This window comes from Mycobacterium sp. IDUB_19, assembly GCF_055419445.1.
In genome coordinates, this window is sequence record NZ_JBVAXR010000014.1 from 100,636 (window position 1) to 121,569 (window position 20,934).

The 20,934-nt window shown below is 67.2% G+C and carries 21 protein-coding genes; 15 read left to right on the forward strand and 6 right to left on the reverse strand.

Going from position 1 to position 20,934, the window contains the following annotated elements; translation table 11 throughout:
- Nucleotides 1–98 precede the first annotated feature (98 nt).
- From ACZY0B_RS13895 to ACZY0B_RS13905, 3 genes are all read left to right on the forward strand, one after another.
- On the forward strand, nucleotides 99–389 hold the full coding sequence (locus ACZY0B_RS13895; RefSeq protein WP_463764698.1) for a hypothetical protein: 291 nt from the start codon (nucleotides 99–101) through the stop codon (nucleotides 387–389).
- A 67-nt stretch (nucleotides 390–456) separates the two neighbouring features.
- Nucleotides 457–1,986, forward strand: coding sequence for a fatty-acid--CoA ligase FadD4 (gene fadD4 / locus ACZY0B_RS13900; RefSeq protein WP_463764699.1), 1,530 nt, complete (start codon nucleotides 457–459; stop codon nucleotides 1,984–1,986).
- 3 nt (nucleotides 1,987–1,989) lie between these two features.
- Nucleotides 1,990–2,958 carry an enoyl-CoA hydratase/isomerase family protein gene (locus ACZY0B_RS13905; protein ID WP_463764700.1) on the forward strand — a complete coding sequence of 323 codons (969 nt, stop codon included), beginning with the start codon at nucleotides 1,990–1,992 and terminating at the stop codon, nucleotides 2,956–2,958.
- Here the strand turns inward: ACZY0B_RS13905 and ACZY0B_RS13910 are convergent.
- Nucleotides 2,952–3,413 carry a CD225/dispanin family protein gene (locus tag ACZY0B_RS13910; RefSeq protein WP_463764701.1) on the reverse strand — a complete coding sequence of 154 codons (462 nt, stop codon included), beginning with the start codon at nucleotides 3,411–3,413 and terminating at the stop codon, nucleotides 2,952–2,954. The two genes, ACZY0B_RS13905 and ACZY0B_RS13910, sit on opposite strands and share 7 nt — an antisense overlap.
- Before the next feature lie 123 nt (nucleotides 3,414–3,536).
- Nucleotides 3,537–4,682 (reverse strand): acyl-CoA dehydrogenase family protein, encoded by a 1,146-nt coding sequence (locus ACZY0B_RS13915; protein WP_463764702.1) that lies wholly within the window; start codon nucleotides 4,680–4,682, stop codon nucleotides 3,537–3,539.
- Nucleotides 4,683–4,739: 57 nt separating this feature from the next.
- On the opposite strand from ACZY0B_RS13915, the gene ACZY0B_RS13920 reads away from it, so the two are divergent.
- The 3 genes from ACZY0B_RS13920 to ACZY0B_RS13930 are packed head-to-tail and all read left to right on the forward strand — an operon-like array spanning nucleotide 4,740 to nucleotide 8,259.
- On the forward strand, nucleotides 4,740–5,756 hold the full coding sequence (locus ACZY0B_RS13920) for a MaoC family dehydratase (protein ID WP_463764703.1): 1,017 nt from the start codon (nucleotides 4,740–4,742) through the stop codon (nucleotides 5,754–5,756).
- 11 nt (nucleotides 5,757–5,767) lie between these two features.
- Entirely contained in the window at nucleotides 5,768–6,964 is a 1,197-nt protein-coding gene (locus tag ACZY0B_RS13925; RefSeq protein ID WP_463764704.1) for a CoA transferase, read from the forward strand.
- Nucleotides 6,958–8,259 (forward strand): amidohydrolase family protein, encoded by a 1,302-nt coding sequence (locus ACZY0B_RS13930; protein WP_463764705.1) that lies wholly within the window; start codon nucleotides 6,958–6,960, stop codon nucleotides 8,257–8,259. Before ACZY0B_RS13925 ends, ACZY0B_RS13930 begins: the two co-directional genes overlap by 7 nt.
- Here ACZY0B_RS13930 and ACZY0B_RS13935 read toward each other — a convergent pair.
- Nucleotides 8,256–9,149: an alpha/beta hydrolase gene (locus ACZY0B_RS13935; protein ID WP_463764706.1), complete on the reverse strand. Its 894-nt coding sequence runs from the start codon at nucleotides 9,147–9,149 to the stop codon at nucleotides 8,256–8,258. The genes ACZY0B_RS13930 and ACZY0B_RS13935 overlap by 4 nt on opposite strands.
- A 278-nt stretch (nucleotides 9,150–9,427) precedes the next feature.
- Between ACZY0B_RS13935 and ACZY0B_RS13940 the strand changes: the two genes are divergently transcribed.
- The 8 genes from ACZY0B_RS13940 (at nucleotide 9,428) to ACZY0B_RS13975 (ending at nucleotide 17,496) form a co-directional block, all read left to right on the forward strand.
- Nucleotides 9,428–10,084, forward strand: a complete 657-nt coding sequence (locus ACZY0B_RS13940) for a methyltransferase domain-containing protein (protein WP_463764707.1) — start codon at nucleotides 9,428–9,430, stop codon at nucleotides 10,082–10,084.
- Nucleotides 10,081–11,373 carry a molybdopterin-dependent oxidoreductase gene (locus tag ACZY0B_RS13945; protein WP_463764708.1) on the forward strand — a complete coding sequence of 431 codons (1,293 nt, stop codon included), beginning with the start codon at nucleotides 10,081–10,083 and terminating at the stop codon, nucleotides 11,371–11,373. The genes ACZY0B_RS13940 and ACZY0B_RS13945 overlap by 4 nt, the downstream gene beginning before the upstream one ends.
- 1 nt (nucleotide 11,374) lies before the next feature.
- Complete coding sequence (locus ACZY0B_RS13950; protein WP_463764709.1) at nucleotides 11,375–11,893, forward strand: hypothetical protein; 519 nt, start codon at nucleotides 11,375–11,377, stop codon at nucleotides 11,891–11,893.
- A gap of 112 nt (nucleotides 11,894–12,005) precedes the next feature.
- Nucleotides 12,006–13,211 carry an alpha/beta hydrolase fold domain-containing protein gene (locus tag ACZY0B_RS13955; protein WP_463764710.1) on the forward strand — a complete coding sequence of 402 codons (1,206 nt, stop codon included), beginning with the start codon at nucleotides 12,006–12,008 and terminating at the stop codon, nucleotides 13,209–13,211.
- 45 nt (nucleotides 13,212–13,256) lie between these two features.
- Nucleotides 13,257–14,666 carry a WS/DGAT/MGAT family O-acyltransferase gene (locus ACZY0B_RS13960; RefSeq protein WP_463764711.1) on the forward strand — a complete coding sequence of 470 codons (1,410 nt, stop codon included), beginning with the start codon at nucleotides 13,257–13,259 and terminating at the stop codon, nucleotides 14,664–14,666.
- 132 nt (nucleotides 14,667–14,798) lie between these two features.
- A complete protein-coding gene (locus tag ACZY0B_RS13965; protein WP_463764712.1) occupies nucleotides 14,799–15,584 on the forward strand; it encodes a crotonase/enoyl-CoA hydratase family protein in 786 nt (261 codons plus the stop codon).
- A 98-nt stretch (nucleotides 15,585–15,682) separates the two neighbouring features.
- Complete coding sequence (locus ACZY0B_RS13970; protein ID WP_463764713.1) at nucleotides 15,683–17,179, forward strand: class I adenylate-forming enzyme family protein; 1,497 nt, start codon at nucleotides 15,683–15,685, stop codon at nucleotides 17,177–17,179.
- Between the two features lie 20 nt (nucleotides 17,180–17,199).
- Nucleotides 17,200–17,496: a hypothetical protein gene (locus tag ACZY0B_RS13975; protein WP_463764714.1), complete on the forward strand. Its 297-nt coding sequence runs from the start codon at nucleotides 17,200–17,202 to the stop codon at nucleotides 17,494–17,496.
- A gap of 16 nt (nucleotides 17,497–17,512) precedes the next feature.
- Here the strand turns inward: ACZY0B_RS13975 and ACZY0B_RS13980 are convergent, their stop codons facing one another.
- A complete protein-coding gene (locus tag ACZY0B_RS13980; RefSeq protein ID WP_463764715.1) occupies nucleotides 17,513–18,184 on the reverse strand; it encodes a TetR/AcrR family transcriptional regulator in 672 nt (223 codons plus the stop codon).
- Entirely contained in the window at nucleotides 18,181–18,363 is a 183-nt protein-coding gene (locus ACZY0B_RS13985) for a hypothetical protein (protein WP_463764736.1), read from the reverse strand. The genes ACZY0B_RS13980 and ACZY0B_RS13985 overlap by 4 nt, the downstream gene beginning before the upstream one ends.
- Nucleotides 18,364–18,539: 176 nt before the next feature.
- On the opposite strand from ACZY0B_RS13985, the gene ACZY0B_RS13990 reads away from it, so the two are divergent.
- Nucleotides 18,540–19,364 carry a crotonase/enoyl-CoA hydratase family protein gene (locus tag ACZY0B_RS13990; protein ID WP_463764716.1) on the forward strand — a complete coding sequence of 275 codons (825 nt, stop codon included), beginning with the start codon at nucleotides 18,540–18,542 and terminating at the stop codon, nucleotides 19,362–19,364.
- A gap of 75 nt (nucleotides 19,365–19,439) precedes the next feature.
- On the opposite strand, the gene ACZY0B_RS13995 is transcribed toward ACZY0B_RS13990, so the two are convergent.
- Nucleotides 19,440–20,909, reverse strand: a complete 1,470-nt coding sequence (locus ACZY0B_RS13995) for an aldehyde dehydrogenase (RefSeq protein ID WP_463764717.1) — start codon at nucleotides 20,907–20,909, stop codon at nucleotides 19,440–19,442.
- Nucleotides 20,910–20,934: the final 25 nt, after the last annotated feature.

Sequence of the window (20,934 nt, forward strand, 5' to 3'; positions counted from 1 at the left end):
GTCGACGGCAAACGTGACTTCTGCATTCCAGCGGGTTGTTTGGAACCCCACGTTTCGGTGTATAGATAGCTAACACCGGAATCCTTGAAAGGCCGACGATGAAGTCAACAACGACCTCTGCGCTCACCATTGTGGTTGCGGCGGCAGGAATTCTGTTCAGTGGATGCTCGGCGTCGCAGGTGATCAACACCGGCGGTGACACCAAGTGCAAGGACTTCACCACCCAGGACGAGAAGAAGCAGAACGACGAAGTCAGCAAAATGCTGAAGGACAAGAGCGGCGCCGATCCGAGCAATATCGAGATCTCGGCGACGCGACTGTCCGCGCAGACGTACTGCCAAACGCTCGGCAAGCCGGACAGCAAGATCTCTGAAGCACCGCACGGCTGACCCCAGATGAGGGCCCGTCTGCGGGCCACTTGACACCCGTCAAATTCGCCGGCGGTACAGTCTTCGCATGCAGATCCGCCCCTATCTCGGCGCCAACAAGCCGGCGATCATCCTGTACCCATCGGGAACGGTCGTCACCTTCGATGACCTGGAAGCGCGGGCCAACCGGCTGGCGCACCGGTTCCGTCAGGCGGGGCTGCGCGAGGGCGACAGCGTCGCGATCCTGATGGAGAACAACGAGCACATCCACGCGGTCATGTGGGCGGCTCGGCGCAGCGGCCTGTACTACGTGCCGATCAACACCCACCTGACCGCGGCCGAGGCGGCCTACATCATCGACAACAGCAACGCGAAGGCCGTCATCGGCTCGGCGGCGCTGCGCGCCACCTGCGCCGGCCTGGCTGAGCATCTACCGGGTGGGCTGCCGGAGCTGCTGCTGATCGCTAGTCCTGACCAAGCAGGCGACCTGCCGGGCTGGGAGCGATACCCGGAATGCGTTGCCGGTCAACCGGATACGCCGATCGATGACGAGATCGAGGGCGACCTGCTGCAGTACTCCTCGGGCACCACCGGGCGGCCCAAGGGCATCAAACGCGAATTGCCGCACGTCCCGCCGGAGGATGCGCCGGGCATGATGTCGGCTCTGGTCGGATTCTGGCTAGACCCCGACGCGGTGTACCTCAGCCCGGCACCGCTCTACCACACCGCACCGTCGGTGTGGTCGATGACCATCCAGGCCAGTGGCATCACCACCGTGGTCATGGAGAAGTTCGATGCCGAGGGGACGCTGGACGCGATCCAGCGGCACCGGGTAACGCACGGCCAGTTCGTGCCGGCGATGTTCATCCGGATGCTGAAACTGCCGCAAGACGTTCGTGATTCGTACGACCTGTCCAGTCTCAAGCGGGTGATGCACGCCGCCGCTCCGTGTCCGGTGCAGATCAAGAAGCAGATGATCGACTGGTGGGGGCCGATCGTCGACGAGTATTACGCCTCCTCGGAAGCGCACGGATCGACGATGATCTTCGCCGAAGATTGGTTGGCGCACCCGGGATCGGTCGGGAAGCCGATGGCCGGCGGCGTGCACATTCTTGACGAGAACGGCAACGAGCTGCCGCCCGGTGCGGCCGGCGAGATCTACTTCGAGGGCGGGTCTTCGTTCGAATACCTCAACGACCCAACGAAAACCGCGGCGTCTCGCGACAAGCGCGGTTGGGCCACCGTCGGAGACATCGGCTACCTCGACGAAGAGGGCTACCTGTACCTGACCGACCGGCGCCACCACATGATCATCTCCGGTGGGGTGAACATCTACCCGCAAGAAGCAGAGAACCTTCTGGTCACCCACCCCAAGGTGCTGGACGCCGCCGTATTTGGGGTGCCCGACGACGAGATGGGTCAGCGGGTCGTGGCGGCCGTGCAGACCGTCGACGAAGCCGACGCCACCGATGAGTTCTCCGATGAGTTGATGGCGTGGCTGCGAGACCGCTTGTCGCACTTCAAGTGTCCGCGGTCGATCGCGTTCGAGGCGCAGCTCCCGCGCACCGATACCGGCAAGCTTTACAAGAATGGGCTGATCGAGAAGTATTCGGTGTGACCGATGTTCCGGGTGGTCGACTTGTCGAATGCGCCGGAGGCCGGCCTGGCGTCCCCGCCCGGCGTGATCGTCGGCGTCGGCTCGTCCGCTGAGATCGCTCGAAGCCAATCCTGGCTGGAGGCAGCGACTTTCACGCTGACCGAGGATGCCTGTGACGACCGCCGCGTGGTTACCGTCGACTCGGTTCCCGAGACGCTTGCCGAGCTGCGCAAGCGCTGCGAACACTGGCCGAAGGCCAGCAGCGTCTGCGACGACGTGCTACGCAACGTCGCGCCGGATGGCCCGACGCTGGCCGGTGTGGTGACGGAATCGCTGGCCTACTCCACCTTGCAGTCCGGTCCGGAATTCGCGCGCTGGCTCGGCGAGCGCGGCCCGGCGCGGATGCCCGAGACCGACGACCCGGTGCAGGCGGTGCGCGACGGTGACACCCTGCGGATCAGCTTCAACCGCCCGCTTCGTCACAACGCCTTTTCCACCGACGCGCGCGCCGCACTGCTCGAGGCGTTGACGGTCGCACAACTGGATCCGTCGGTGACCGGGATTGTGTTGAGCGGCAACGGCCCATCATTTTGCAGCGGCGGAGACCTGGCCGAATTCGGCACCTTCGCCGATCCCGCGAGCGCGCATCTGGCCCGCACCCGTCACAGCCCGGCCCTGGCGCTCGACGCGCTCACCGCGCGGCTCGGTCGGGCTTGCCGCGCCGAGGTGCACGGCCGGGTGCTGGGCAGTGGTTTGGAGATGGCCGCATTCTGCGGATGGGTTGAGGCCCACGAAGATTCACTCTTCGGACTGCCAGAACTGAGTCTGGGGTTGATCCCGGGCGCCGGCGGAACGGTCAGCGTCACGCGCCGTATCGGCCGCTGGCGTACGGCCTATCTGGTGCTCTCCGGCCGTACGGTCGACGTCGGGACCGCACTGCGCTGGGGATTAGTGGATGCGACTTACGTTGGCGCGCAAAGGGTTGCTCAGTAGCCCGAGAATGTGGTGGTGGTCGTCGACGGGATGCTCGACACGGCGACCACGGCGATGACGATGTACAAGATGGCGACGATCGCATACGTCACGCCACCTGCGATGGCGCCGATGATTGCCCACTTCTTGGCGTTGCTCGACGCTTCCTGTGCCTCGCCGAACCGGCCTTGGGACCACAACCCGGCGACCTTGTTGGAGTAGACGAGCGACACGATGCCGAACGGGAGGCAGCACAGCACCGTGCACAGAATCGCCCAGACGAGGTAGTTATCCGGCTCCTGCTGGCCGGGCCAACCTCCCGGCTGCTGGCCAGGCCAGCCCCCCGGCTGCGGTGGCTGCTGCCAGCCTTGCGGCGGCTGACCTTGCCACTCCGGCTGCTGTGGTTGGCCCTGCCATTCCGGTTGCTGGCCCTGCCACTCGGGGGAACCTTCGTACGGCCCTGGGGGATAACTCATGGCAGCTGCCTTCCTTGGGGTTCCTCCGGAACCAAACAGGTTTACTCCCGCGCCGCTTTGCTGGTGCGCAAGTCAGGCAAATATAGCGCACCAGCGTTGGTCAGGCGCCAGATCCGGGTTTGCTCAGATGCCCCCGCGCGCCACCAGCTGCCCGGCAATCACATTGCGCTGGATCTCATTCGTGCCTTCGCCGACGATCATCAAGGGCGCGTCGCGAAAGTAGCGCTCGACGTCGTACTCGGTGGAGTAGCCGTAACCGCCGTGGATGCGTACCGCGTTCAGGGCGATCTCCATCGCGATCTCGGAGGCGAACAGTTTGGCCATCCCGGCCTCCATGTCGCAACGTTCGCCGCTGTCGTAGCGCTCGGCGGCGTAGCGGGTGAGCTGGCGGGCGGCGGTGAGTTTGGTGGCCATGTCGGCCAGGTAATTACCGACGGCCTGATGCTTCCAAATCGGCTTGCCGAAACTCTCCCGCTGCTGGGCATAGGCCAACGCGTCCTCGAGCGCCGCGGTGGCCACGCCCAGGGCTCGGGACGCAACCTGGATACGGCCCGTCTCCAGCCCCTTCATCATCTGCGAAAAGCCCTCGCCCATACGGTCTCCCAGGACGGCCGACGCGGGCGCGGAGAAGTTGTCGAAGGACAGCTCGCACGATTCGACACCCTTATAGCCCAACTTGGGCAGATCCCTCGAGATAGTCAGACCCGGTCCCTGCTCGACTAGCACAATCGAGATGCCCTTATGGCGCGGTGTGGCGTTCGGGTCGGTCTTGCACAGCAGTGCGATCAGTCCGGAATGGCGCGCGTTGCTGATCCAGGTTTTGGCGCCGTTGATCAGCAAGCCGCTCGAGCCGTCCGGCAGCGCGGTGGTCGTCATGTTCTGCAGATCGGAGCCGCCGCCGGGCTCGGTCAGCGCCATCGTGGCCCGCACCTCGCCGGTGGCCATCCGCGGCAGGTAAGTCCGCTGCTGCTCCTCGGTGCCGAACAACGTCAACAGCTTGGCGACCACGGTGTGGCCGCCCATCGCACCGGCCAGGCTCATCCAGCCGCGGGCCAGCTCCTGAGTGACACGCACATAGCCGGGCATCGACACCGGCGACCCGCCGTATTCCTCGGGAATGGCCAGGCCGTAGATGCCGATTCGCTTCATCTGTTCGATCCACGCCTCGGGGTAGGTGTTGGCGTGCTCGACCTCGCGGACGGTCGGTTTGACCTCGCGGTCGATGAACGCGCGCACCGTGGCGACCAGCATGTCTTCTTCGTCGTTCACCTCTGATCACCCTCCTGCATTGACCCTCGATTCGACAGCCTGCCAGCATGAGGCGTTGTGACGGGTAACGGGTATGCGGGGATCCGCGAGGGCGGACCGTACTTCGACGACCTCTCGATAGGCCAGGTCTTCGACTGGGCGCCGGTGGCGACGCTTTCGGCGGGAATGGCCGCCGCTCATCAGGCGATCGTGGGGGACCGGTTGCGGCTGGCCCTGGATGCGGACCTGTGTGCCGCGGTCATCGGTGCGCCCGGTCCGCTGGCGCATCCGGCGCTGGTCTGCGATGTCGCCATCGGGCAGAGCACGCTGGTCACCCCGCGCGTCAAAGCCAACCTGTTCTACCGCGGGCTGACGTTCCATCGCTTCCCGGTGATCGGCGATTCTCTCTACACCCGCACCGAAGTCGTTGGGCTGCGCGCTAACTCGGTCAAGCCCGGCCGTGCGCCGACGGGACTGGCGGCGCTGCGGATGATCACGATCGACCAGGCCGACCAATTGGTGCTCGACTTCTACCGCTGCGCCATGCTGCCCGCGAGCCCGGACTTTAATCCTGACAACGCGCCGGCCGACGATCTGTCCGCCGTCGGCGCCGACGCGGCACCGCCCGCCGTTGCGCCGGCCGCGCAATGGGACGGCGAGGTTTTCCGAAAGCGGGTTCCCGGACCGCATTTCGATGCGGCCATGGCTCCTGCGGTGCTGCACAGTACCGGCGACGTCGTGAGCAACGCGCCCGAACTGGCCAGGCTCACGCTGAACATCGCAGCGGCACATCATGACTCGCGGGCCGGCGGGCGCCGCCTGGTGTACGGCGGACACACCATTGGGCTGGCGCTCGCGCAGGCCAGCAGGCTGCTGCCGAATCTGGGGACGGTGCTGGGCTGGGAGTCTTGTGATCACACCGGACCGGTGTACGAGGGTGACACCCTGTACAGCGAGCTGCACGTCGAGTCGGCCGAGCCCACCGACAACGGGGGCGTCCTGGGGCTGCGATCGCTGGTCTACGCGGTCGGCGACGTGGCCGGCGAGCCCGACCGGGCGGTGCTGGACTGGCGATTCAGCGCGCTGCACTTCTAACCCGGAGGACAATGGTCCAGGTGCACAATGCGGCGTCCGAGTGGGGGAGCAGCGGACTCGCCTACCTGACCGGCCTGCCCGACGGGCCAGCCGACTTCTCCCGCGCCGAGGTGCTGGCCCGCGCCCAACGCGTCGCGGTCGCTGTCGGTGCTCAGCTGGGTGTCACCGTCGATGCGAGCACCTTGCTGGCCGGGCGGGCCGGATTGCTCGGGTTGACGCGCGGCGGGCGGATCTCGGCCGGTGGTGGCACTCGGCTGCTCTCGGCACGCGACGGCTGGTGTGCGATGACGCTGTCGCGCCCCGACGACATCGCGGCCGTCCCCGCGCTGCTGGAGGTCGACAGGGTGCCAGTCGACCCGTGGCCGGAGCTGCAGCATTGGGCCGCAACACGTCTCGTGTCCGCGATCACCGAGCGGGCGGTTCTGCTCGACATCCCGGCAGCCGGCCTGGGTGAGGTTGAGGCCGCGCCGCCGCGGATACACCCGATGGACACCCGGGCCGCCGCGCGCAGGTTCGCGGACCTGCTGGTGGCCGACCTGTCGTCGATGTGGGCCGGGCCGCTGTGCGGGCAGTTGCTGGCCCACGCCGGAGCCACCGTCGTCAAGGTCGAAAGCCCACGCCGCCCGGACGGCACCCGGGGAGGCAATCGCCAATTCTTCGACTGGATGAACGGCGAAAAGCTCTCCTACTGCGTTGATTTCGCTCACCAGGCCGATGAGCTGCGCGAACTCCTCGCGGTCGCAGACATCGTGATCGAAGGTTCGCGGCCCGCGGCGCTGGCCCGGCGCCGGCTGGGCCCAGAGCATATCGCGCCGCGAGCGGGCCGAATCTGGTTGCGTATCAGCGGGTATGACCAGGATTCCACCCGGCCCGCGTTCGGGGACGATGCGGCAGTGGCCGGTGGCCTGGTCAGCACCGGCGCCGACGGCCCGGTGTTCTGCGGGGACGCCATCGCCGATCCCCTCACGGGCCTGGAGGCAACCCGGGCCGTGGCCGACTCACTGGCTCGCGGTGGTGGCGAGGTGATCCATCTATCGATGGCGGGGATCTCGGCGGGATATGCGGCCCTGCCCAGCACGGCGTCGGTCTCCGAATGCCCGGCGCCACCGCCCCAAGCTCCGCCGCCGCACCCCGCGGCCACCGAATTGGGCGCCGACAACGACGCGGTGCGTCACTTGGTCTTCGAAAGACGGCTCCTGTCATGCTGATTCAGCGGGCAACGTTGCTGGACGGCACCATGACCGACATCCGGGTCGGCGCGCGGATCGACGAGGTGGGCGACGGCCTGGCCGCCCGGCCCGGCGAGAGCGTGCTTGACGCGCGCGGCGGAACCGTGCTGCCCGGCCTGCACGACCATCACGTGCACGTGCGTTCGGCCGCTGCTGCGTTGGACTCACTGATGCTCGGTCCTCCCCGTGTCAGCACCAAAGATATTCTGGCACAAGCATTGTCGAATGCCGCCCCGAGCGCCGACGGATGGATCCGGGCGATCGGCTATCACGAATCCGTTGCCGGTGAGCTGGACCGCGCTGCGCTCGACGCAATGCTGCCCGGCATTCCGGTCCGCGTCCAGCACCGCAGCGGGGCCCTGTGGATCCTCAACTCCGCGGCACTGCGCCTGCTCGGGATGGCCGAACACCCCGATGGGCGGCTGCGCGCCAGCGACCGTTGGTCCGAGGCGCTGCAGCGGCACCACGCCGATCTCACCGAACTCAGTCGGCGCCTCACCGCGCTCGGTGTCACCGGAGTCACCGACGCCACACCGGATCTGGACGCGGACGACATGGTGTCGCTGTTGGTGGCACATCGCCACGGCGAGTTCCGGCCAGAGCCATCCTTTCTGGCCCCGGGCAAGAAAATCCTGCACGATGACCGTCTGGACCTGGAGGCGCTCACCGGATGGATTGCCGCCCACCACGCCGGCGGACAGCCGGTGGCCGTGCACTGCGTGACCGCGGCGCAATTGACGGTAACCATCGCGGCACTGCGCACCGCCGGCAGTCATCCGCACGACCGCATCGAGCACGCCGCGGTCGTCGACGACGACAATCTGGCCGACCTCGCCCAGCTCGGGCTCACGGTGGTGACCCAACCGAATTTCGTTGCCGAGCGCGGCGATCAGTACCTGGCCGAGATTCCCGCGGCCGAGCACTCCTCGCTGTGGCGGGTCGCGTCGCTGCGCAGGGCCAAGGTGCGCGTGGCGCTGTCGACCGACATGCCGTTCGGTCGCGGCGACCCGTGGGCGGCGATGCGTGCCGCGGTGCAGCGCTGCACGCCCAGCGGCGCCGTCCTGGGCGTCGGCGAATGTGTGTCGGCGCCAGACGCTTTGACGATGTTTCTGGGCTATGCCGATCAGCCGAGCCGGATCAGGACCATCGACGTCGGGCAGCCGGGCAATCTCTGCGTGCTGACCGAGCCGCCCGCGACGGTGCTGGCCGAGCTGGACGCCGGGCTGGTGGCCGCGACCGTCATCGGCGGCGCGATCGCCTACGCGGCGGACTAGCGCGCCGCTGCCAGGGCGGCCCGCAGAATCTCGCACTGGCTGTCGAAAAAGCGCTGTGAGACTTGCGCTTTCGATGCGACGACGTCGAAGCCGTGAAAGACGCCGGGGATGACTTCGACCTCGCACGGTACGCCGGCCGCGCGCAGGCGTTCGGCGTAGGCGAGGTCTTCATCATGGAACAGGTCGTGGGTCCCCACGCCGATCCAGGCGGGCGCCAAGCCGCTGAGGTCAACCCGGCGGGCCGGGACCGCGATCTGTGCATCGGCGTCGCCGAGATAAGCCGTCCAGCCGAAGTGGTTACTGCGCGTGTCCCATAGGCGATAGTTGGTGTTTTCGGCGGTCAGCGAACTGCGGTCGTCGAGCATGGGATACGTGAGGACCTGGAGTATCGGCGCGACCTCGCCGCGGTCTCGAGCCAGGAAGGCCAGGGCCGCCGCAAGCCCGCCGCCGGCGCTGGCGCCGCCGATCGCCACTCGCTTGCGGTCAACCGCGGGGAGCCCGGCCAGCCAGGCCAATGCGGTATAGCAGTCCTCGAGCGGTGCGGGATAAGGATTTTCGGGCGCCAGCCGGTATTCCACCGACGCGACGGTGATGCCCAACCTGCTGCTGAACCCGCGACACAGCCGATCGTCCATTTGCGCGGTGCCCATGACGTAGCCGCCACCGTGTATCCACAACAGCGCCGGCGCGGGTTCGGTGACACCGGGGGGCCGGAACAACCGAACGCCGGCCCCGGAATCCAGGGCGATGACCTCGGCGTCGCTGGATGCGCGACGCGCCCCGAGCGCGAGCAAGCCCCGGATGATCGGCAAAGTCCGGGGAGTGACCAGTCGTCGCGGGGCGATGCGCGCGATCCGGCGCAAATCAGGGTGGACGTCGCTGTTCGGCACCGGTCCAGTATGCGCGGGCGGCGCGCAGGCGACCTTTGCCCGACTCCGGTACCCATCCCGACATGCTTCGGCGCCGAATCACTCCGGTGAACCAGCTCGCCGCCGCGGTCGTCCGACCTTGACCAGCTGGGTTAGCCGACAGAGGATCAGGGTATCGATCCGAATGAACAAAAAGCTGGCGTAACCAGTGGACATCTGCATATCGGCGCTGCCGCACCGTCCCCACGGGGCTGAGCGGGTCGGAGTCGTCTGGTCAGGCACGACGCGAGGGACGTGAAATGCTGGGGCATCTCTACGATCGGGCGCTTGGCGGCGAACGGTGTTGGATTCGTCATGAGGACGGAGAGGTCCGGGTGCTCCCGGCCCACCGCTGGCTGGGCGCCCGATGTCCCTCGAACGGCGGATCGGCCGACGCCCTTGACGAGGACTTCGACGAAGCCGTCACGCAGATGTGCAGCGGGCCGACGATCGAGCTCGGCTGTGGGCCCGGGCGGTTGGTCGCGCGGCTCTTTGAGCGGGGGATACCCGCACTCGGCATCGACCGGTCCGCGACCGCGATCCGGCTGGCGGGTCGCGGCGGGGCGCCGGCCCTGCTGAGCGACGTCTTCGAGCCGCTGCCCGGAATGGGCCAGTGGCAGACCGTCCTGCTGGTCGACGGGAATGTCGGCCTCGGCGGGGATCCGCGACGGATCCTGGGTCGCGCCGCCGAACTGCTACGTCGTGGTGGACGCTGCGTGGCCGAGTTCGAGGCCGACACGATCGGCATCTGCGCGCGCTGGGTGCGCCTGGAGTCGGCCAACGATGTCGGGCCCTGGTTCCGGTGGGCGTCGGTCGGTGCGGACAGCGCCGCCGTCCTGGCGGCGCAAGTGGGTTTGACGTTGAGCGGCGTTCGGATGATCGGTGGCCGGGCAATCGCGAACCTGACCGCGCCGTGAGCGGCTACGGGTTTCCCGCCAAGTTGTGGCGTGCGCTAGACCGACACCCACCGCCCGGTGTGCGGCGGCTGGGACGTTTTCGCAGCCCGCTGCGCGGCCCGTGGCTGACGTCGGTGTTCGGGCTGGCGTTGTTGGTGGCACTGCCCCTGATCACCATCACCGGGCTGCTGTCTTACATCGCCTATGCGCCGCAATTCGGCCAAGCCATCCCCGCGGACGTCGGGTGGCTGCGGCTGCCGCTGTTCACCTGGCCCACCCGCCCGTCTTGGCTGTACCGGCTGACCCAGGGCATCCACGTGGGGCTTGGCCTGGTGATCATCCCGGTGGTGCTGGCCAAGCTGTGGTCGGTGATCCCGCGGCTGTTCGTCTGGCCGCCGGCGCGGTCGGCGGCTCAGCTGCTGGAGCGTTTGTCGCTGCTGATGCTCGTCGGCGGGATCCTGTTCGAGATCGTCACCGGAGTGCTCAACATCCAGTACGACTACATCTTCGGGTTCAGCTTCTACGACGCGCACTACTTCGGAGCGTGGGTCTTCATCACCGGATTTCTGATGCACATCGCGATCAAGCTGCCGCGCATGATCACCGGGTTGCGGTCGCTGTCGCTGCGCGACGTGTTGCGCACCAACCGCGCCGACACCTTGCCGGAGCCCGCCGATCCCGATGGCCTGGTGGCCGCCGATCCGGCCGAACCGACGATGAGCAGGCGCGGCGCCCTGGCATTGGTCGGCAGCGGCGTGCTGCTGATCGGCGCTCTGACCGTCGGCCAGACCGTCGGCGGGGCCTCCCGCGGTGCCGCCCTACTGCTGCCGCGGGGGCGGGGCCGCGGTGATTTCCCGGTGAACAAGACCGCCGCAGCCGCGGGCATCAGCCGCGAAAGTGTAGGCGAGAGTTGGTCATTGGCCCTTCGCGGCGGTCCAGCGGTAGTGATGCTGGACCGCGCCAAGCTGGCCGGCATGCCGCAAAGCGCTGCGCGCCTGCCGATCGCCTGCGTCGAGGGATGGTCGACCGTACAGACCTGGAGCGGGGTGCGGCTGGCCGAGCTGGCCCGCATCGCGGGCGTGCCCGCGCCGCGCTCGGCGCGAGTGGTGTCGCTGCAGCGGGGCGGTGCGTTCGGGGAAACGACGTTGCAGGCCAACCAAATTGGTGATCCCGACGCGCTACTGGCCCTGCGGGTCAACGGCGCCGACCTGTCGTTGGACCACGGCTATCCGGCCCGGATCATCGTTCCCGCGCTGCCCGGTGTGCACAACACCAAATGGGTGGCCGCCATCGAATTCGAAGCCGGCTGAGATGTCAAGATTCTCAACGCGTTTCACCGCTGTCTACGGATCGCATCCACTGCATCTGCTGACGATGGTGTCCGGCTTCGCACTATTGGGCTACATCCTGGCCACCTTCAAGCCGGCGACGTTGTGGAACCCCGGCAGCTGGTGGCAGTCCATCGCCGTCTGGTTCGCCGCCGCAGTCGTCGCCCACGATCTGCTGTTCTTCCCGCTCTACGCGCTGGCCGACCGGGCGCTGTCGGCGGGCAGTCGACCTGCCCGAAGCCATCCAAAAGTGCTTCCCCGCAACTACATTCGAGTTCCGGCACTGGGGGCTGGGCTGACGCTGCTGATTTTCCTACCCGGCATCATCGAGCAGGGCGGGCCCACCTATCAGGCGGCGACCGGACAGACCCAGCAGCCCTTCCTGGGCAGGTGGCTGCTGCTCACCACGGCGATGTTCGCGGCGAGCGCTGTCTGCTACGCGATCCGGCTCGCCGCGGCGCGTCGGCGCACCTCGCTCAGCGAAGACGAACATCCTGTCTAGATCGGTCATTCCGGCAATCTGGCAAACATCTGCCGGGGCGAATTCCGGACCCGATGCGGACTTCTACGCAAACGTCAGTTTCACCCGGCGCGATCGGGGTACAGTCCGGTACATGACGGCGAGGGTCCCGAGTATGACACCGTGTTTCAAATGGTTGCTGCGGGCCCGACCCGCCGACTATGCGCTGGCACTAAGCGTTGCCGGTGCTTCGCTACCGGTGGTGGGTAAGCACTTGGAACCGCTGGGCGGCGTGACCGCGATGGGCGTCTGGGGCGCGCGGCAGGCACCAGAGGCTTTCTCTGCATTGAAGAAGGGCTGGCTGACGCCGGGGACCAACGACGCCCGCCGCCGGGACCGGGAAAGCACGCTCGACGTCTCCGTTGCGGCCCTGCGGGGTGTCGTGTCGGCCGCGGATCTCGATCTCGACTGGCCGGCGGCCGAGAAGACACCGCCGATCTGGGAGGCGTTGCGGCAGCGTCGCTACCTGTACCGCCGGGCGGTCCATTACGGCGACCACCCCGCGCAGGTGCTCGATGTGTGGCGGCGCAAGGATCTGCCGGCCCAGCCCGCGCCGGTGCTGATCTTCGTCCCGGGGGGCGCCTGGGTGCACGGTCGCAGCATGATGCAGGGCACCGCCCTGATGTCGCGGCTCGCCGAGCAGGGCTGGGTGTGTCTGGCGATCGACTACCGCGTCGCGCCGTATCACCGCTGGCCGCGCCACATCACCGACGTCAAGACCGCGATCGCGTGGGCGCGTGCCAACGTCGACAAGTTCGGCGGGGACCGCGATTTCGTTGCGGTGGCAGGCTGTTCGGCCGGCGGGCACCTCTCCGCGCTGGCCGGACTCACTCCCGACGACGCGGCGTTCGAGCGCCGGCTGCCCGAGGGCGCCGACAGCTCGGTGGACGCGGTGGTCGGCATTTACGGCCGCTACGACTGGGAGGACCGCTCCACACCCGAGCGCGACCGGTTCGTCGAGTTTCTGGAACGGGTGGTGGTCAAAAAGTCCATCGCCCGCCACCCCGAGGTGTTCCGCGACGCGTCGCCGATCACCCGGGTGCATCGGAATGCGCCGCCGTTCTTGGTGATTCACGGCAGCAAAGACAGCGTCATCCCCGTCGAGCAGGCTCGCAGCTTCGTCGAGCGGCTGCGTGAGGTCTCGCATTCGATGGTCGGCTACCTGGAATTGCCCGGGGCTGGACACGGCTTCGACCTGATCGACGGCGAGCGTGCCGGCGTGGCGGCCCATGCGACTTCGCTGTTCCTCAACCAGGTCTACCGCGCCAAGGCACAGATCACGGCAAAAGAGGTCATCTGAGCTTCTCCGCTGAGTAAGGTCCTCCCTTGAGGGGAAGGGGCACCGATGAAACGGCTGAGCGGCTGGGACTCGGTACTGCTGTACAGCGAGACCCCGAACGTGCACATGCACACGATCAAGGTCGCCGTGATCGAGCTCGACGCCGATCGCCGAGACTTCGACATCGACTCCTTTCGACAGGTGATCGGCGGCCGGCTGAACAAGCTCGAGCCCTTTACCTATCAGCTCGTCGACATCCCGTGGAAATTCCACCATCCGATGTGGCGGGAGCACTGCGAGGTAGACCTCAGCTACCACATCCGCCAGATGCGGCTACCGGAGCCGGGCGGTCGCCGCGAGCTGGACGACGCGATCGGACGCATCGCCAGCACCCCGCTGGATCGCGACCGTCCGCTGTGGGAGATGTACTTCGTCGAAGGTCTGGCCAACAACCGGGTCGCGGTGGTCGGCAAGATCCATCACGCGCTCGCCGACGGCGTCGCGTCGGCCAACCTGATGGCCCGGGGCATGGATCTGCTGCCCACTCCGGAGAGCGGCCCCCAGGTCACCGACCCCGCGCCCACCAAGTCGCAGCTGATGCGCTCGGCGTTCACCGATCACCTCCGGCAAGCCCGCAAGCTGCCGGGAACCTTCCGCTACACGGCGCAAGGGATAGGCCGGGTCCGGCGTAGCTCACGCAAGCTCTCACCGGAGCTGACGATGCCCTTCACCCCGCCGCCCACCTTCCTCAACCACCGGATCACCCCGGAACGCCGTTTCGCCACGGCGACCCTGGCGCTCGCGGACATCAAGGAGACCGGCAAGCGGCGCGGCGCGAGCATCAACGACGTGGTGCTGGCGATGTCCACCGGTGCGTTACGCACCTTGCTGCTGCGCTATGACGGCACGGCCGAACCGCTGCTGGCCTCCGTCCCGGCGAGTTTCGACTTCTCGCCGGACCGGATATCGGGCAACTACTTCACCGGGATGATGGTCGCGCTGCCGGCCGACCTCGATGACCCGCTGGCCCGGCTGCAGGCCTGCCACGACAACGCCAACTCCGCCAAAGAGGCGTTTCACCTCGTCGGGCCCGAACTGATCAGTCGGTGGTCGAACTACATGCCGCCGCTGGCCACCGAGTCGTTTTTCCGCTGGGCGTCCAGCCGCGACGGCCAGAACAAGGTGCTCAACATTCCGATCTCGAATGTTCCCGGGCCCCGCGAGCGCGGCCGGGTCGGCAGTGCGCAGGTCACCGAGATCTATTCGGTGGGGCCGTTGACCGCCGGCAGTGGCCTCAACATCACCGTGTGGAGTTACGTCGATCAGCTCAACATCTCCGTGCTGTCCGACGGCGCCACCGTCAAAGACCCGCACGAGGTGACCGATGCCATGGTCGCCGACTTCATCGAATTACGCAGGGCCGCAGGTCTTTCCGAGGAGCTGACGCCCGTCGAGGCCGCGATGGCGCCGGCCTGACCGGCCCGGATGTCCCGTTTGGGTAACGCGACTCTTTCCTGGTGCCAATGCCATTTCCGCCGGCGGCTACCATCAGTCGAACCACTGGTTTGCACCGATTATCACTGCTAGTCGAAGGAGCTTCGTAGCACCGTGAGCACTGGGAACGAAGAAGCCAACGAGCCCGAGGTTCTGGTCGAACAACGCGGCCGGATCCTGATCATCACGATTAACCGGCCGAAGGCCAAGAACGCGGTCAACCTCGCGGTGGCCAAAGGTTTGGCCGAAGCCGTCGATCGGCTCGACGGCGAAGCGGGTCTTTCGGTGGGCATCCTGACCGGCGCCGGCGGATCGTTCTGCGCCGGCATGGACCTCAAGGCGTTTGCGCGGGGCGAATTTCCCATCGTCGAGGGCCGCGGCATGGGCTTCACCGAGCGTCCACCGACCAAACCGCTGATCGCCGCGGTCGAGGGCTACGCGTTGGCCGGCGGCACCGAGCTGGCGCTGGCCACCGACCTGATCGTGGCATCCAAGGATTCGGCCTTCGGTATCCCGGAGGTCAAGCGCGGCCTGGTCGCCGGCGGCGGCGGACTGCTGCGGCTGCCGCAGCGCATCCCGTCGGCCATCGCGATGGAGCTGGCGTTGACCGGTGAGAACCTTAGCGCCGAGCGCGCGCACGCGCTGGGAATGGTCAACGTGCTTGCCGAGCCGGGCACGGCGCTGGACGCGGCCATCGCGCTGGCCGAGAAGATCGCCGTCAACGGGCCGCTCGCGGTGGCCGTCACCAAGCAGATCATCGTCGAGTCCCGCAGCTGGAACCCGAAGGATTTCTTCGCCGAGCAGGGCAAGCTCTTGGCTCCGGTGTTCGGGTCCAACGATGCCAAGGAGGGCGCGATCGCGTTCGCCGAGAAGCGCGCGCCCCAGTGGACCGGTACCTGAGCCACGGCAATGCGCACCGTCGAGGCCGGATAAACTACAGTCGAACATGACACTTCTGGCCAGCTTTGTAACGTGTTGATACCGGAGAACCTGCAAGCGTGAGCATTTCTTTGCTTCTTGAGATGGCTGCGTCGAGCAACGCCGATCGCACCGCCGTGGTGTCCGGTGACGTCCGCCTGAGCACGCAGGAGCTCAGCGATCTGGCCGACGGCGGCGCGGGGGTCATCGCGGAATCGGGCGCCCAGCACGTGGCCTACGTGGGTGTCGGCGGCGCGATGCTGCCGGTGCTGATCTTCGCCGCGGCACGCGCCGGGCTGCCCTTCACCCCGATCAACTACCGGCTGTCCGCCGAGGGCATCCAGGCGCTGATCGAGCGGCTGCCCGAACCCCTGGTCGTCGTCGACAGCCGCTACCGGGACATGCTTGGCGAGTCGTCCAAGCGCGTCATGCTTTCCGATGACTTCCTGACCGCCGCCCGCCGCGCCGAGCCCGCGGCAGAGTTTGCCGACCCGGAGTCGGTCGCGATCGTGCTGTTCACCTCGGGCACCACGTCGCAGCCCAAGGCCGTCGAACTCTCGCACAACAATCTGACCAGCTATGTCACCGGAACCGTCGAATTCGACTCGGCCGGTGCACAAGACGCGGCACTGATCTGCGTGCCGCCGTATCACATCGCCGGGGTCGGCGCCGCGCTGTCGAATCTGTACGCCGGCCGCAAGATGGTCTACCTGCCCAACTTCGATGCCAACGAGTGGGTGCGGCTGATCGGCGCCGAGCAGGTGAGCACCGCGACGCTGGTGCCGACCATGCTGGACCGGGTCGTGTCCGTGCTCGAGACGGGCGGCCATGAGCTGCCGTCGCTGCGCAACCTGGCCTACGGCGGCTCGAAGGTCGGCCTGCCGTTGGTCCGCCGCGCGCTCGAGCTGTTGCCGGGGGTCGGCTTCGTCAACGCCTACGGGCTGACCGAGACGAGCTCGACGATCGCGGTGCTGACGCCCGACGACCACCGCGCCGCGCAATCCGCTTCGGAAGTCGCCGCGGTCAAGCGGCTGGGTTCGGTGGGACGTCCGGTGCCCGGCATCGAGATCGAGATCCGCGACGACGAGGGCAATGTGCTGCCGGCCGGTGAGACCGGCGAGCTTTTCGTGCGCGGCGAGCAGGTCTCCGGCCGTTACACCGGAATCGGCTCGGTGCTCGACGAAAACGGTTGGTTCCCAACCAAAGACATCGCGATGCTAGACGACGAGGGTTACCTGTTCATCGGCGGGCGCAGCGACGACACCATCATCCGCGGCGGCGAGAACATCGCGCCCGCCGAGCTGGAGGAGGTGCTGGTCGAGCATCCGCATGTGCGCGACGTCGCCGTGGTCGGCGTCGAAGATCCGCAATGGGGACAGGCGATCGTTGCCGTGGTGGTACCGCGGCCCGGCGTCGACCCCGATCCCGAGGAATTGCGGGAGCACGTCCGCAAGAGTTTGCGCGGTTCGCGCACCCCCGACCGCGTAGTGTTTCGCGACGAGCTGCCGACCACACCCACGGGCAAGGTGCTCCGCCGGGAGATCATCGAAGGATTGCAGGCCGCACCGGCCGAGTAGTAAGCAGAGGACGAAAAATCATGATCAAGAACGGAACCCGCCTCACCAGCCAGGTGTGTGACACCCAGGTGATCGTCGTCAGGAGCGCCGACAGCCTCGACGACCTGCGCTGCGGCGGTGTGCCGATGGTGCCGATCGGCGGCGAGCGCTCGGGCGAACTCGACCCGGCATTCTCCGACGGAACCGTGATGGGCAAGCGTTATGTCGACGAGGCCGGCGCCGAGGTATTGGTGACCAAGCCGGGCGCCGGGAGCCTGAGCATCGGTGCGACCGCGCTCGCGCTCAAAGAGGTCAAGCCGCTACCGGCAAGCGACTGAGATTCCGGCCGGGCCGTTAGCCGTCCTGCTTGCCGGGGATCCCGTTGCGGGTGACGAATTCCCTTGCCTTGATCAGGAATTCGAGCTGCTCGCCAACCTGGCTGAGCGGGCGGACGCTGCGGGTCGAGCGGGACAGCACGATCGCACCCTCTAGCGCGGAGATCGACATCACGGCCAGTGAGGCCGCGTCGTCGTCGTCGAACCCGTCCTTGCTGAACGCCCGGGTCAATGCCGTACACCACCGGCCCAAGATCGTCCCGGCCTCGATGGTCAGGTCCTGATCGGTTTCGTCCGCGCTGATTGCGGCCGCGACCACCGGGCAGCCGGCGTGGAAGTTGCCATCGGTCAGCAGGCGTTCCCAGAGTTGGATGAACTCACGGAGCAGCACCCTGGCGCCTTGATCGGCGGCGGCGTCGATGGTGGCGGTGATCGAATCCCCCGAATACCGCAGCGCCTCGCTGAGGATCTGGTTGCGTCCCTCGGGAAAGTGGTAGTAGACCGAACCGCGCGGGGCGCCGCTGCGCGCCAGCACGGCGTCGATGGTGACGCCGGCGGCTCCGCGTTCGCGCATCACTTCGGCGGCGCTGACGAGCATCTTTGTTCGGGTGCCGCCGCGTTTCGGCGATGTGGCTTCCGGCGCGACATGGCTGGTGGTCGGCACTTTCGTACCTCCTGGGGCAGACGTCATGCAGCGTGCGAGTGCCGCGATACCGGCCAGTGCATATTACGCGGGCTGAACCGGAACGACGGGCGTTTCAGGTCGGGCACCTCGCGGGTGAATTGATAGCCGGCGACGTTGAGTTCGATGATCCACATGATTTTCTCCCGGCCTAGTGCTGCTTTCATGCGCCGGGGCCGGCGGCTCATGATTATGCTGAGAATCATATAAGACGTTGGTCTACTAAGCAACTTGTTAGTGGTACTAAACTCGCAGACCAGGTAAATGTGTGACGTAAGTCATTTTCTCGTGGTGAGCTGAAGCTGAGCAGATCCTAAAGATTATGCTTTATTGCATAATTTGGCCTTCTGGGATTGACTGTGGCATGGCACACACGTACAACAGCCCAACTGGTCAGATACTTCCCGTCCTCGACACTGTGACGCTGGAGCGTGACGGTCACGTTTTGCTGATCGGCCTGAACCGACCGGACAAACGCAACGCGTTCGACCGCGCGATGCTCGCCGATCTCTCCCGCGCCTATGCGGTGCTGGAGTCCGACACCTCGGTGCGGGCCGGGGTGCTGTTCGCGCACGGCGACCACTTGACCGCCGGTCTGGATCTCGCCGACGTCGGCCCGGGCATCGCATCCGGAGAGAATCCTTTCCCCGACGGTGGCCGGGATCCGTGGCGGCTGGACGGCGCCTGGACCACGCCGCTGGTCGCGGTCGCGCACGGCTGGTGCATGACGTTGGGCATCGAGCTGCTGCTGGCCGCCGACATTCGCATTGCCGCCGCCGACACCAGGTTCACCCAGCTCGAGGTGCGCCGTGGGATCTACCCGTTCGGCGGCGCGACGATCCGCCTGCCGCGCGAGGCCGGCTGGGGCAACGCCATGCGCTGGCTGCTCACCGGGGACGAGTTCGACGCCGCCGAGGCGCACCGGATCGGGTTGGTCCAGCAGGTGGCCGACGATGCGGCCGCGGCCCTGGCCGCCGCGCGCGACATCGCGCACACCATCGCCGACCGCGCCGCGCCGTTGGGCGTGCGCGCCACGCTGGCGTCAGCGCACTCGGCGCGCGTCGAGGGTGAAGCCGCCGCGATCGAGCGGCTGCGTCCCGCCGTCACCGAGCTCTTCGCCAGCGAAGACGCCGCGGAGGGCGTGCAGTCGTTCATCGAGCGACGCGACGCCCACTTCTCGGGGCGGTAGATGCCCCCCGAGCGTGAAACTAACTTCACGCTCAGGGGCCAGCGTGAAACCAACTTCACGCTCGGCGCGGGACTGTCAGCCCTCGACGGTGTAGCCCATCGGCATCAGCACGCTCTTCTGCTGGGTGAAGTGCTCGACACCTTCGGGCCCGTTCTCGCGGCCAATGCCGGAGTTCTTGTAGCCGCCGAACGGGCAGCAGGGATCAAAGGCGTACCAGTTGATCGCGTAGGTCCCGGTGCGGATCTTCTCCGAGATCTCGATGCCCTTTGCGATGTCGGTGGTCCACACGCTGCCGGCCAGGCCGTATGCGGAGTCGTTGGCGATCTTGATCGCGTCCTCTTCGGTGTCGAATCCGATGATGCTCAGCACCGGCCCGAAGATCTCCTCCTGAGCGATCGTCATCTTGTTGTCGACGTCGGCGAACACCGTGGGCTGAACGAAGAAGCCGTTGTCCAGACCCTCGGGACGGCCGCCGCCGCACACCAGGCGGGCGCCCTCCTCGATGCCCTTGGCGATGTAGCCCTCGACGCGGGCGCGCTGCTTCTCCGAGATCAGCGACCCGATCTGGGCGGCCGGGTCGTCCGGCTTACCGACCGGCAGCGCCTGCACGAATGTGCTTACCGCGTCCACGATTTCGTCGTAGCGCGAGCGCGGCGCCAGGATGCGGGTCTGGCCCACGCAGGCCTGCCCGGTGTTCATGATCCCGGAGAACACCAGCATCGGGATCGCCGAGGCCAGGTCGACGTCCTCGAGGAGGATGGCCGCCGACTTACCGCCGAGCTCCAGCGTGCACGGCTTGAGCATCTCGGCGGCGCGACGGCCGATCTCCTTGCCGACGCCCGAACTGCCGGTGAAGGTGAACAGGTCGACGTCGGGGTTCGACGTCAGCGCCTGACCGGTCTCGATACCGCCGGGCACCACCGACAGCACACCCTCGGGCAGACCGGCCTCGGCGAAAATGTCCGCCAAAGCGTTTGTGGTCAGCGGGGTTTCGGCGGCCGGCTTGAGCACCACGGTGCAGCCGGCCAGCAGTGCGGGGCCCAGCTTGTTGACGGCGAGGAACAGCGGCACGTTCCACGCCACGATCGCGCCCACGACGCCGATCGGCTCGCGGTGCACGATGGTCTGCCCGTAGGAACCGTTGCGGATCTCGCGCCACTTGACCTGGTCGACTGCCGGGCCGGCGAAGAAGTTCATCGCGCCCATCGACCCCATCCAGTGCATCGTCTCGATGGTGGTCGGCGGCTGACCGGTCTCGCCGGCGAGCAGCGCGCTGAGCAGCTCCTTGCGCTCCTCCATCAGCTTGACCGCGTTGGCGAGGACGGCCGCGCGTTCCTTCGGCGGCGTCGTGGGCCAGGGGCCGTTGTCGAATGCGGCCCGGGCAGCGGCGACCGCGGCGTCGACGTCGGCCGCCGCTGCCGCCGGCGCCTTGCCGAAGTACTCGCCGGTCGCCGGACAGCGCACCTCGAGGACTTCAGAGGTCGACGGCTCCGTCCACTTGCCGCCGATGAAAAGCTTGTCGTATTCGGTCTTGATGTCACCCATGGCGCCACCCTACTAAAGCCGAAGC